The organism is Bradyrhizobium sp. USDA 4452, from assembly GCF_054063575.1.
Genome location: NZ_JBSSGK010000001.1, coordinates 1612212 through 1624010 on the forward strand (window position 1 = coordinate 1612212; position 11799 = coordinate 1624010).

11 protein-coding genes are annotated in these 11799 nt (G+C 65.7%); 7 read left to right on the plus strand and 4 right to left on the minus strand.

All coding sequences use genetic code 11. The annotated features are described in order from the left end of the window. Positions 1 to 62 precede the first annotated feature (62 nt). The gene (locus tag ACVISU_RS07770) at positions 63 to 914 is read right to left on the minus strand and encodes an alpha/beta hydrolase (RefSeq protein ID WP_456706522.1); all 852 of its coding nucleotides are present in this window, start codon (positions 912 to 914) and stop codon (positions 63 to 65) included. An 88-nt stretch (positions 915 to 1002) separates the two neighbouring features. Here ACVISU_RS07770 and ACVISU_RS07775 point away from each other — a divergent pair, with 88 nt between their 5' ends. Next, positions 1003 to 2427 carry an amidase gene (locus ACVISU_RS07775; protein WP_456706523.1) on the plus strand — a complete coding sequence of 475 codons (1425 nt, stop codon included), beginning with the start codon at positions 1003 to 1005 and terminating at the stop codon, positions 2425 to 2427. A gap of 61 nt (positions 2428 to 2488) precedes the next feature. Here the strand turns inward: ACVISU_RS07775 and ACVISU_RS07780 are convergent, their stop codons facing one another. Together ACVISU_RS07780 and ACVISU_RS07785 are read right to left on the minus strand one after the other, a co-directional pair. Beyond that, positions 2489 to 3121: a TetR/AcrR family transcriptional regulator gene (locus ACVISU_RS07780; RefSeq protein WP_050404008.1), complete on the minus strand. Its 633-nt coding sequence runs from the start codon at positions 3119 to 3121 to the stop codon at positions 2489 to 2491. Positions 3122 to 3353: 232 nt separating this feature from the next. After that, a complete protein-coding gene (locus tag ACVISU_RS07785) occupies positions 3354 to 4100 on the minus strand; it encodes an SDR family NAD(P)-dependent oxidoreductase (protein WP_050404009.1) in 747 nt (248 codons plus the stop codon). Between the two features lie 115 nt (positions 4101 to 4215). Here ACVISU_RS07785 and ACVISU_RS07790 point away from each other — a divergent pair, with 115 nt between their 5' ends. The 6 genes from ACVISU_RS07790 to ACVISU_RS07815 all read left to right on the plus strand — a co-directional run bounded on the left by ACVISU_RS07790 (position 4216) and on the right by ACVISU_RS07815 (position 9901). Then, positions 4216 to 4836: a TetR/AcrR family transcriptional regulator gene (locus ACVISU_RS07790; protein WP_456706524.1), complete on the plus strand. Its 621-nt coding sequence runs from the start codon at positions 4216 to 4218 to the stop codon at positions 4834 to 4836. Between the two features lie 228 nt (positions 4837 to 5064). Then, positions 5065 to 5271, plus strand: coding sequence for a ferredoxin (locus tag ACVISU_RS07795; RefSeq protein ID WP_016842874.1), 207 nt, complete (start codon positions 5065 to 5067; stop codon positions 5269 to 5271). Between the two features lie 74 nt (positions 5272 to 5345). Beyond that, the gene (locus ACVISU_RS07800) at positions 5346 to 6572 is read left to right on the plus strand and encodes a cytochrome P450 (protein ID WP_456706525.1); all 1227 of its coding nucleotides are present in this window, start codon (positions 5346 to 5348) and stop codon (positions 6570 to 6572) included. 85 nt (positions 6573 to 6657) lie between these two features. Beyond that, the gene (locus ACVISU_RS07805; protein ID WP_456706526.1) at positions 6658 to 7980 is read left to right on the plus strand and encodes an MFS transporter; all 1323 of its coding nucleotides are present in this window, start codon (positions 6658 to 6660) and stop codon (positions 7978 to 7980) included. A 12-nt stretch (positions 7981 to 7992) separates the two neighbouring features. Continuing rightward, the gene (locus ACVISU_RS07810; RefSeq protein WP_456706527.1) at positions 7993 to 8655 is read left to right on the plus strand and encodes a sulfite oxidase-like oxidoreductase; all 663 of its coding nucleotides are present in this window, start codon (positions 7993 to 7995) and stop codon (positions 8653 to 8655) included. A gap of 25 nt (positions 8656 to 8680) precedes the next feature. After that, the gene (locus ACVISU_RS07815; RefSeq protein ID WP_456706528.1) at positions 8681 to 9901 is read left to right on the plus strand and encodes a bifunctional alpha/beta hydrolase/OsmC family protein; all 1221 of its coding nucleotides are present in this window, start codon (positions 8681 to 8683) and stop codon (positions 9899 to 9901) included. A 353-nt stretch (positions 9902 to 10254) separates the two neighbouring features. Here ACVISU_RS07815 and pdxR read toward each other — a convergent pair whose 3' ends face one another. After that, on the minus strand, positions 10255 to 11712 hold the full coding sequence (gene pdxR, locus ACVISU_RS07820; protein WP_456706529.1) for a MocR-like pyridoxine biosynthesis transcription factor PdxR: 1458 nt from the start codon (positions 11710 to 11712) through the stop codon (positions 10255 to 10257). Positions 11713 to 11799 lie beyond the last annotated feature (87 nt).

Here is an 11799-nt window from a genome sequence, read left to right on the forward strand (position 1 = left end):
CCATGCATCGGCATATGCGGCGCGATAGATTGCTTCGTCGCTTCGCTCCTCGCAATGACGTGTTACCCCGCCGTCCGCTCGAACAGCTGCCGGATCAGCGTCGTGACACGCCCTTGCGGCGCCAGCATCTGGTTCATGATCGAGAAATGATCGGCCCCCGCGATCTCCTCATAGGTCACCGGCAGGCCGTAGCGGGCGCGGTGGCCGGCGAAATCGGCGGTCTGCTTGCGCAGCAGCGGCAGCTCGGCGCTGCCGACCACCAGCGACAGCGGCTTTGCCGTGCCGCCTTGCTGCATGACAGGCGAATTGCGCCGTGAGCCGGCCTCGTCGAGCCTGAGCTTCTCGTTGAGGTAGGAATGCCGGATCGGCTCGAGGTCATAGATGCCCGAGATCGCCATGCCGGCCCGGACGTGGGCGTTCGACAACACCATCGACGTCAGATGTCCGCCGGCCGACCAGCCCGACACCACGATGCCACCGGCCGCGGCGCCGAGTGCGGGCAACTGCCCGGCCAGAAAATCGATGCCGGCGTGAATCTCGGCGACGATCTCGTCGAGCGTGGCATCCGGCGCCAGCGTGTAGCCGATCAGCGCGACATTGAGGCCATGCGCCATCGGTCCCTCGGCGAAGATCGTGAACACCTCCTTGGCGCGGGTCTGCCAGTAACCGCCATGAATAAACAACAACGTCGGCGCGCCGTCGCGGGCTTTGAGGAAATCGATCCGGTTGCGTTCACGAGGACCATACCGCAGGTCGAGATGGTCGGGATGCTGCTGCCGCATCGCCGCCGAGCGCTGCTCCCAGCCGGCGGCGATCTCGGCGCTACCCTTGACCGCAACGCCATTGTTCAAACCGAGGTCCCGCTCCTGCTGGCTCATCGCGCGCCAGTCCAGCGCCGAAAACAAACCTGCCATCCCTGCCCCTTCGGTTCTCGTCGCATTGCCACGACGCCAGGAAATGTTCTACAGCACAAGGAAACAGAAGACATAGGAGCAACGGTGCATGGCTGATCAGGGCCTGGTGAAGGAAACGGCGTGTGCCGTCGTAGAGAAACTGAAAGCCGGCGACGTCACGCCGCTCGACCTGCTCGATGTGCTGGAGAAGCGCATCGCCGAGGTCGACGGCAAGGTCAATGCGCTGCCGACGCTCTGCTTCGACCGTGCCCGCAGCCATGCCAAGGCCATGATGCAGAAACCGGTCGGCGAGCGCGGCCTGCTCGCGGGCCTTCCGGTCCCGATCAAGGACCTCACCGCCGTCTCCGGCGTGCTGACCACACTGGGCTCGCCGATCTTCAAGGACAATGTCCCCACGAAATCCGACATCCTGGTCGAGCGTCTCGAACAAAACGGCGGCGTGATCTACGCCAAGTCGAACACGCCGGAATTCGGCGCCGGCGCCAACACCTTCAACGAGGTGTTCGGTCCGACCCGTAATCCCTGGGACACTTCGCGATCGGCCGCCGGCTCCTCCGGCGGCGCCGCGGCGGCGCTCGCCAGCGGCACGGCGTGGCTCGCCCACGGCTCCGACATGGGCGGCAGCTTGCGTAACCCGGCGAGCTTCTGCGGCGTCGTCGGCCTCCGGCCGTCGATCGGCCGGGTCGCGCAAACGCCGAAATTCGGTGTCGACCGCACCCTCGGCCAGCAGGGACCGATGGCGCGCAATGTCGAGGACCTCGCGATGCTGCTCGACGCGATGAGCGGCGAGCATGCGGCCGACCCGCTGTCGCTGCCGGTGCTGCCGACCTCGTTCCTGTCTGCTGCGCGTTCGGGCAGCAAGCCGAAACGCATCGCCTACTCACCCGATCTCGGCATCACGCCGGTTGATCCCGAGGTCAAAGCGGTGACCCGCAAGGCCGCGGAACGTTTCGCGGAGGCCGGCGCGATCGTCGAGGAGGCGCATCCCGATTTCCGCGAGGCCCATGAATGCTTCCATGTGCTGCGCGCATTCGACTTCGCGATCAGCAAGGCCGAATTGCTGCGCACCAAGCGCGATCTCTTGAAGCCCGAAGTGATCTGGAACATCGAGGAAGGGCTGAAGCTCAGCGTCGAAAAGCTGGAGCGCGCCGAGGCGCAGCGTGTGGCGATCACCGCGCGTGCGCTCGAGTTCTTCGAAAAATACGACCTGCTGCTGGCGCCCGCGACCATCGTGCCGCCGTTCCCGGTCGAGAACCGCTACGTCGCCGAATGCGACGGCAAGAAGTTCGACAATTACGTCGAATGGCTCGGCATCGTCTATGCGATCACGCTGGCCTGTTGCCCGGCGCTGTCGCTGCCTTGCGGCTTCACCGCATCGGGCCTTCCGGTCGGCCTGCAGATGATCGCCAAGCCGCGTGCCGAGGCGCAGCTTCTGGCCGGCGCGAAAGTGCTGGAGGACATTCTGGGCGTGCGCGGCACCACCCCGATCGATCCGCGCGCGCCGAAGGCATGATCCGGAAAAGTGCGGAGCGGGTTTCCGGACCGATCCTGCCCCAGCAATAGGTTAAGGCGTCTTACGCCTTTTCTTCCGTCGCGTGCAGCGCGGCTGACAGCGCGAGCTTGGTCTGCTCGACGATCTCGTCCATCAGCTCCTCGCGGCTGATCTGGCCGACCTCGCCGGTGAGCAGGCCCTGCTCGGCGAGCATCACGATGCCGTGCAGCCCGGCCCAGATCTTCAGCGCCTGCCGTTCGCGCAACAGCCCGACCGCGGGCGCCTCGAACGACTCGATCAGCAGCGCCAGCGTTTCCATCGCCGCGACGTGCAGCTCGCTGCCGACCGGCGCGCAGGCCATGGTTCGGGATGCGAACATCAACCGGTAGATGCCGTGGCGCTCGAGCCCGAAGGCCAGCGCAGCCTGGGCAAAGCGCGACAGTTTCGAGCCCTTGCCAGGCTCCGCGATTGCCTCGCGCATTATCACGTTGAACTGCCGGAATGCCTCCGCGGTCACCGCTTCCAGCAGCGCTTCGCGGTCGGCGAAATGCCGGTACGGCGCCGGCTGCGAGACGCCGAGCTGCTTGGCCAGCGCCTTGATGCTGATCGCTTCCGGGCCACCGAGCTCGACCTCGCGCAGCGCGGCCTGGATCAGTGCCTCCCGGAGGTCGCCATGATGATAGGTTTTGAACGACTTACGAACGATTTGTCCCATCAAGATGCTGATCACCCGTCGGCCAAGCTATAGCGGATACGCCACAATAGCGACATCGGGCGTTCAGGTCACTTCCATCCGCGGACGAGACGTCCATTGGCAATTAGCCGTAAAACCGGCCAGCGCGTCCATTAGAAAGTCTATCAAGATCGCCGGTGGAGTCTGACTTGCTTAACGGGTTCCCTGCCCGGGGCCGAGGGCGCGGGGCAGCGCGCTCGCTACGCCAACGTCGTCAAGCGTTGGCGCCGCCATCGACGGTGAGACCGGCGCCATTGATCGAGCCCGCTTCGGGACCGGCGACAAACGCGACCAGGGCAGCGACGTCATCGGCCTTGCCGTAGCGCTTGATCGCCATGCGCGCGCGTTGCGCCTCGGCCTGCTCGCCATCGGCAGGGTTCATGTCGGTGTTGGTGGAGCCGGGATGGACGATATTGACCGTGATGCCGCGGCCGCCGAGGTCGCGGGCCAAGCCCTGGGTCCAGGCAATCAACGCCGACTTGCTCATCGAATAGAGGCTCATGCCGGCGTCGGGCACCCGGCTGGCGAGGTTGCTGCCGATGTTGATGATGCGGCCACCCTCGCCCATATGGGCGACCGCGGCCTGCGAGGCGACCACCACCGCCCGCACGTTCACGGCCAGCGTGGCGTCGATTTCCTCCAACGTGACGGCATCGATCGGACCGCCGCCGCGGAAGATGCCGGCATTGTTGACCAGGATGTCGAGACCGCCGAACGCCTTGGCGGCCGCGTTCACCGCGCCGCGCACGGCGCTGGCGTCCGCGCTATCGGCCTGTAGCGCAAGCGCGCGGCGGCCCTGTTTCCTGATCTCGACTCCGATGGCTTCGGCGCGCTCGGCCGAGCGTTCATAAGTGATCGCGACGTCGGCGCCTTCGGCGGCGAGACGTTTGGCGATGGCTGCGCCGATGCCGCGGCTGCCGCCGGTGACGAGGGCGCGCTTTCCTTGCAGGGACAGGGTCATGTTGGGGCTCATTCGTTGGGGGTTACATATCTGTAACGACCGACACAGAATTAGAAAGCTTGCGCCGAGGCGTCAAGTGAATTATTTAGTGATCGACACAGAAATGGACCGACCGATGGCTGAGCGTGGCCGCCCGAGGAATTTCGACAAGGACGCCGCTTTGGCGCGCGCGATGGAGGTGTTCTGGCTGAGGGGTTATGAGGGCGCCTCAATGGCCGACCTCACCTCGGCGATGGGCATTGCCTCGCCCAGCCTGTATGCGGCCTTCGGCAGCAAGGAGGACCTGTTCCGCAAGGCGCTCGACTATTACGTGGCGAGCGAAGGTGGACTGATCTGGGGTGCCGTGACCAAGACGCACACTGCCTATCAGGCGGTGGAAGCCTTCCTGATGCAGACCGCGCGCGTCTTCACCCGCCGCTCACGCCCGCCCGGTTGCCTTGTGGTCTTATCGGCGCTGCATCCGAACGAACATTCCGAGACCGTGCGGCGCGAACTCGTGCAGCGGCGCGCGCAGGCGGTGACGGAGCTGCGCGAACGTCTGCGCCAGGGCGTCGAGCGCGGCGAGGTCTCACCCGCGGCCGACCTTGACGCGATCGCCCAATATTACATCACGGTGCAGCAGGGCATGTCGATCCAGGCGCGCGACGGCGCCAGCCGCAAGCAGCTCGAGCAGATCGCAGCCGCCGCCCTCGCCGCCTGGGGCCCGCTCACTGCACCAACGGCGCGCACGCATTAGGGGCCGCCTCCCCGGGGCGTGCGGCCATCATGTCGCGCGGCCGTCGCAGAACACCCGTCCCGCACCCCGAATTTTCGCTTGACGCGCACACCAGTCGATAATGTAATATGCTATAACTTAGTGAGCTGGTTGTTGACCGGCCGCCCAAGCAAGCTGGAACTTGCATAAACCAAAATGAGGAACCCGGCGCGCCCCACCTGTGCGCCAGAGCCGAGGGAGAGTGCTTGCATGTCCAAGCTCAGAATCCGCGTCGACCAGGACAAATGCCAGGGTCACGCCCGCTGCAAATCGCTCGCCCCCGAACTGTTCGAGCTCGACGAATACGGCAACGCTCATGAAGTCGGCGACGGCACCGTTCCGGCCGGGCTCGAGGACAAGGCCTGGCTCGCGCAGACCAACTGCCCGGAAATCGCGATCGAAGTCACCGAGGAATAGCCGCCAGCGGGGATGGCCGCGTGGCCTCCCGTTGAGCCGGCCAGCATTTGATCGAACGAGAAGGAAACGAGCCGATGTCCGATTCCCCGTCCGCAAGCTATCTGCCCGAACATCCCCCGGTCACCGACTGGGTCCATGATTTCGACCATACCGATCCGGTCTGGACCGACGACCCGTTCCCGATCTGGGAGACGTTGCGCGCGGCCTCGCCTGTCGTGCACACCGAGCGCTTCCTCGGCTGCTACATGCCGACCACCTATCAGGCGGTGAAGGAGATCGCCTACGACACCGAGCATTTCTCCTCGCGCCGCGTCATCGTGCGCGACGTCCGGCCCGAGATCTCCGCCCGCGCGCCGCCGATCACCTCCGATCCGCCGGAGCACAAGCCCGCCAAACAGGTGCTGCTGCCGCCGTTCACGCCGGACGCGATGAAGCGGCTGGAGCCGCGGGTGCGCGCGATCTGCAACGAGCTGATCGACGAGTTCATCGCCGACGGACAGTGCGACGCCGCGGCCCGCTACACCAAGCACATCCCGGTGCGCGCCATCGCCCATATGCTAGGAATCCCCGAGAAGGACGGCGACCTCTTCATCAAGTGGATCCACCAGATCCTTGAGCTCGGCATCAAGGACGAGAACGAGATGATGAGCGGCGTGCGCGAGATGACCGGCTACTTCATGGCCCATCTCGAGCAGCGCAAGCTCGAGCCGGGCGACGATCTGATCTCGCAGCTGTTGCGGGCCAAGGGCCCCGGAGGCCAGCCGCTGACCGACGAGCACGTGCTCGGCTCGTTGCGGCTGCTCCTGATCGCCGGGATCGACACCACCTGGAGCGCGATCGGCTCCTCGCTCTGGCACCTCGCCAGGACGCCCGCCGACCGCGAGCGCCTGGTCGCGGAGCCGGCGCTGATCCCGACCGCGATCGAGGAATTCCTGCGCGCTTATTCGCCGGTGACGATGGCGCGCGAGGTGATGAAGGAAACCACGATCTCCGGCTGCCCGGTCAAGCCCGGCAACATGGTGCTGCTGTCGTTCCCCGCGGCCAATCGCGACCCTGCGATGTTCCCCGATGCGGACAAGGTGGTGATCGACCGCAAGGAGAACCGCCACGCCGCCTTCGGCCTCGGCATCCACCGCTGCGTCGGTTCCAACCTGGCGCGGATGGAGATGCAGGTGGCGATCGAGGAATGGCTGAAGCGGATTGCGGATTTCCGCCTCGACCCGGCCGGCAAGGTCACCTGGTCCGAAGGCACGGTGCGCGGCCCGCGTCAACTGCCCGTTCTGTTCGGCAAGAACGCCTGAAGGACCAGGACAGCAGTTACATCGCACCACGCAAATGAGCTAGGTTGCCCCGGAATCGCGCCAGAGAATCCGGGGAGGCCTGCCAATGTCCGAACAAACCGCTCAATCCGCGAGCGATCATCTCGACATCCATGACGTCGAGCGGCGGGTCAAGGCGATCTTCATCGGTTCGGTCGGCAATCTCGTCGAATGGTACGATTTCTACGCCTACACCGCTTTCGCACTGTATTTCGCGCCGGCGTTCTTCCCGCACAGCGATCCGGTGGTGCAGCAGCTCAATGCTGCCGTGCTGTTCGCCGCCACCTTCCTGATGCGACCGCTCGGCGGCTGGCTGTTCGGCTTCATCGCCGACCGCTACGGCCGGCGGCTGTCGCTGACGCTCTCGGTGGTCTGCATGTGCTTCGGCTCGCTGATCATCGCGGTGACGCCGACCTATGCCACCATCGGCTTTGCGGCCCCGGCGATCCTGGCACTCGCCCGCGTCATCGAGGGCCTGAGCCTCGGCGGCGAATACGGCGCAAGCGCCACCTATCTCAGCGAGGTCGCCGATCCCAAGCATCGCGGCTTCTATTCCAGCTTCCAGTACGTCACGCTGATCGGCGGCCAGCTGACCGCGATCATCGTGCTCTTGCTGCTGCAGAAGGTGTTCCTGACCCCGGACGAGCTGAAGGCCTGGGGCTGGCGGATTCCGTTCGTGATCGGCGCCCTGCTTGCGATCTTCGCAGCGGTGATGCGGCGCGGCCTGCACGAGACCGAGGCGTTCGAGGAGGCCAAGAAGGTCTCCAAGCCGACCGGCTCGATCGTCGGCCTGTTGAACTATCCGCGCGAATTGCTGCTGGTGGTCGGTCTCACCGCCGGCGGCACCGCGGCGTTCTATACCTTCACCACCTACATGCAGACCTTCGTGAAGCTGTCGGTCGGCCTCACCGAGGACCAGACCACCTTCGTGATCTTCGGCTCGCTGATCTTCGCGACCTTCCTGCAGCCGATCTATGGCGGGCTCTCCGACAAGATCGGCCGCAAGCCCCTCTTGATCTTCTTCGGCGTCGCCGGCACGCTGGCGACGATCCCGATCCTGACCGCGCTGAAGGAGACCAAGTCGCCCTTCATCGCGTTCCTGCTGATCTGCTGCGCCTGGATCTTCGTCGCCGGCTACACCTCGATCAATGCGATCGTGAAGGCCGAGCTGTTCCCGACCAACGTCCGCGCGCTCGGCGTCGGCCTGCCCTACGCCATCACGGTATCGATCTTCGGCGGTACCGCGCCCGCAGTCGCACTCTATTTCAAGAGCATCGGGCATGAGGACTGGTTCTACTATTATCTCAGCGGCATGATCTTCCTGTCGCTCTTGATCTACTCGACCATGCGCGACACCAAGCACGACTCCGCGATGCATCGCCACGAATGACGGCATGACGCCATGACCGACGATCACGAACCGCCCGAAAGCAAGCTGACGCGCAGCAAGCAGCGCTGGGCGCGCGAGGGCAAATTCCTCACCGGCAAGGTCACAAGGCCGGAGGAGCAGCGCCTGCCGCCGGGCCAGCATCTGACGGCGGACTGGCCGGTGCTCGATCTCGGGCTGCTGCCGAACGTGACGCGGGAGCGCTGGCGGCTCGACGTCTACGGCGCGGTCGAGCAGACGATCTACTGGGACTGGCCGCAATTCTTGGCGCAGCCGCAGACGCAGTTCGTCTCCGACATCCACTGCGTCACCACCTGGTCGCGCTACGACAATCAGTGGGAGGGGCTTGCGACGCGCGACCTGCTCGCCGCCTGCCAGCCGCGTGAGGACGCGCGCTTCGTCGTGCTGCATTCGTATGACGGCTACACGACAAACCTCGCGCTCGAGGATTTCGCCGCCGAGGACGCGCTGCTTGCCCATAGCTGGTCGGGCCAGCCGCTGGAGCAGGAGCATGGCGGCCCGGTGCGGCTGGTGGTGCCGCATCTGTATTTCTGGAAGAGCGCCAAATGGCTGCAGCGCATCGAATTCCTCACCGAAGATGCGCCGGGCTTCTGGGAGGTGCGCGGCTATCACAATCGCGGTGATCCCTGGGCCGAACAGCGCTATTCTGGCGACTGACAACACCCCACCGATGGAGCCTGCCGTGCCGCATGAACGCTTTCAATTCACCGGTGTCGGCGGCCATCAGCTTGCCGCCGCGCTTGATACGCCCGATGGGCCGGTCAAGGCCTATGCGCTGTTCGCGCACTGCTTCACCTGCGGCAAGGACGTGCTGGCGGCCAAGCGCATCGCGACAGCGCTCGCCGCCAAGGGCATCGCCACGCTGCGCTTCGACTTCACCGGCCTCGGCTCCAGCGAAGGCGATTTCGCCAATTCGACGTTCTCATCGAACGTTGCCGACCTCGTCCGCGCCGCCGACCATCTGCGCGAGACGCGCAAGGCGCCCGCGATCCTGATCGGCCACAGCCTCGGCGGCGCCGCAATCCTCGCGGCCGCCGGCCGGATTCCGGAGGCGAAGGCGGTCGCGACCATCGCCGCGCCGTCCGATCCCGTGCATGTCACGCATCTCTTCAAGGACCGCATCGAGGACATCCGCGCGCAGGGTGAAGGCGAAGTGTCGCTCGCCGGCCGTCCCTTCCGCATCAAGCGCGAATTCCTCGACGACGTCGCCGAGCAGAATTTGATGGCGCAAGTCAAGCAGCTGCACAAGGCGCTGCTGGTGATGCATTCGCCGACCGACGACACCGTCGGCATCGACAACGCCACCAACATCTTCATCGCGGCCAAGCACCCCAAGAGCTTCGTCTCGCTTGCGGGCGCGGACCATCTGCTGAGCGGCAAGCAGGATGCAGCCTATGTCGCCGGCGTGATCGGCGCCTGGGCCGAGCGCTACGTCGATCTCGCGCCGCAGCCCGTGGCCGACACCGGCAGCGCGCCGCGCAATGTCGTGGTGCAGGAGACCCGCAACGGCAAGTTCCAGCAGATCGTCACGACAGGTCCGCACCGGTTAATCGCCGACGAGCCGGTGGCCGTCGGTGGCGATGACACCGGCCCCGGGCCGTACGATTTCCTGCTCACCGGATTAGGCGCCTGCACCTCGATGACGATGCGGATGTATGCCGATCGCAAGTCGCTGCCGGTCGATCGCATCACCGTGACGCTGCAGCACAACAAGATCTATGCCAAGGATTGCGAGGAGTGCGAGACCCGCGAGGGCATGCTCGACCAGATCGACCGCGTCATCCGGATCGAGGGCGAGCTCGACGCCGACCAGCGCAAGCGGCTGATGGAGATCGCCGACAAATGCCCGGTGCACAAGACGCTGACGTCGGAGGTACGGATCGTCACCAAGGCGGCGGAGTGAGGGGCGGACTGAAAAAATCGAAAACAACCCCATACACAGTAGCCGGCGGCCGCCCGGCGTTCGACAAGACCGCTTGACACGTCGGGCAACTCAGCGATACATTTCCAATATTCCGAAATCGTGCAGCGGCACCTCGCGGCCTAAAGCGCGATGAGATTAGGTTAAGCTGGATCGGCATCGGAGGTTCACCTCTCCCTTGGGAGAGGTCGATTTGCGCAGCAAATCGGGTGAGGGGTTACGGTCTATCGAGAGCAAGAGCCCTCACCCGGATTGCTTCGCAATCCGACCTCTCCCCAACGGGGAGAGGTGAACCGAGACCGCGGCAAGCCGATTCAACCAAAACTCATCCTGCTTTAGCCACGCCCGGCCCGCTTGCCGGCCAGGCAGTTCGCCATGATGCGCACCGCGGCGCCGATCTCGTTCTCGCGCCAGGCGGCGAAGCCGAGCAACAGGCCGTGGTCGTGTGGCCGCTCCAGCGCGAGGCTCGACAGCGCACGCACCTCGACGCCGGCGGCCACCAGCCGCGCCACTGTGCTGTGGTCCGCGGCGCCATCCCTGAAGCGCGCGATCAGTTGCATCCCACCGGGCGGGACCTCGGCCGCGAGCACCTCGCCGAGCTGGCTCGCCAGCGCCGCAACGAGGTAATCGCGGCGCGCGCGATAGATCCGCCGCATCCGCCTGACATGCGCCAGGAAATGTCCGTCGGCCATGAAGCCGGCCAGCGCCTCCTGGACGTGCACGGAAGCGATCAGCCCGAGATGGCGCTGCGCGATCTCCATCGTCCGCGCCAGTTGTGGCGGCACCACCAGATAGCCGATGCGGATATCGGCAGTCATCGCTTTTGCAAACGTGCCGAGATAGAGCACGCGTCCCTCGCGATCGAGCCCCTGCAGCGCCGGCATCGGGCGGCTGTCATAGTGAAACTCGCCGTCGTAATCGTCCTCGACGATCCAGGTCTTGCCGGGCTCGGCCGCCGCCAACAGCTCGGTGCGGCGCGCCACCGGCATCACCCGCCCGGTCGGGTGCTGATGCGACGGCGTCGTGAAAATGAGCTTCGGCGCGCGCGCCGCACGCATCCGCATCATGCCCCATTGATCGAGCCTGATACCGACGACATCGGCGCCGGCCGCGCGAAACGCCGCCGCGGCGCCGGGATAGCCGGGATCCTCGGTCCACACCGCATCGCCGGCGACGACGGTGGTCGCGGCGATCAACGTCAGTGCCGCCTGCGCCGCCGGCAGGATCAGGATCTGATCGGCCTCGGCGCGCACGCCGCGGCTGATCTCGAGATAGTCGCGCAAGGCCTCGCGCAGGCTCGGCCGGTTGACCACGGTCTGGTCGTTGAAGCGACGCCGCAGCGCGCTGCGGCGCAGGCAGCGCGCCCAGATCTCGTGCTGAAACTCGCGCGCATCCGCTAGTCCAGGGCGCAGCGGCCGAAAATCGGCCTGATAGGACAGCGGCCAATCCATGTCGGAGAGCTGCAGAGCCCAGGGCGACAGCAACGGCTTACGAGCGGCATCGCGCCGCGGCGCGGGCACAGGCTTGGCAAAGCGCGCCTCGATATCATCCGTGACCACCGGCCGCCGCCGCGCGGCGACGCGCAGATACCCCTCGGCCACGAGCTGCTCATAGGCATGCGTCACCGTGTTGCGCGACACGTCGAGCTCGGCCGCAAGGGTGCGGCTCGACGGCAGCACGGCTCCGCTCCTGATCCGGCCCGCCGCCATCAGCGCCCGCAATTGCTGCGTCAGCTGCGCGGTCAGCCCGGCATCATCCGCACGCTTCAGCGCGAGCAATTCGGCGAGGATCAATCTGGCTCCTTCGATCTGTCCAATCTGGCTCTTTCGAGAGAGCCAGCGTGATCCTATTCACAAGCGGTATCGCCTGCAAGGACCCCG

Excerpts from the sequence above, each read along its gene's own strand:
- ACVISU_RS07770 (WP_456706522.1), bottom strand. The coding sequence starts at position 914 with ATGGCAGGTTTGTTTTCGGCGCTGGACTGGCGCGCGATGAGCCAGCAG.
- ACVISU_RS07775 (WP_456706523.1), top strand. The coding sequence starts at position 1,003 with ATGGCTGATCAGGGCCTGGTGAAGGAAACGGCGTGTGCCGTCGTAGAG.
- ACVISU_RS07780 (WP_050404008.1), bottom strand. The coding sequence starts at position 3,121 with ATGGGACAAATCGTTCGTAAGTCGTTCAAAACCTATCATCATGGCGAC.
- ACVISU_RS07785 (WP_050404009.1), bottom strand. The coding sequence starts at position 4,100 with ATGACCCTGTCCCTGCAAGGAAAGCGCGCCCTCGTCACCGGCGGCAGC.
- ACVISU_RS07790 (WP_456706524.1), top strand. The coding sequence starts at position 4,216 with ATGGCTGAGCGTGGCCGCCCGAGGAATTTCGACAAGGACGCCGCTTTG.
- ACVISU_RS07795 (WP_016842874.1), top strand. The coding sequence starts at position 5,065 with ATGTCCAAGCTCAGAATCCGCGTCGACCAGGACAAATGCCAGGGTCAC.
- ACVISU_RS07800 (WP_456706525.1), top strand. The coding sequence starts at position 5,346 with ATGTCCGATTCCCCGTCCGCAAGCTATCTGCCCGAACATCCCCCGGTC.
- ACVISU_RS07805 (WP_456706526.1), top strand. The coding sequence starts at position 6,658 with ATGTCCGAACAAACCGCTCAATCCGCGAGCGATCATCTCGACATCCAT.
- ACVISU_RS07810 (WP_456706527.1), top strand. The coding sequence starts at position 7,993 with ATGACCGACGATCACGAACCGCCCGAAAGCAAGCTGACGCGCAGCAAG.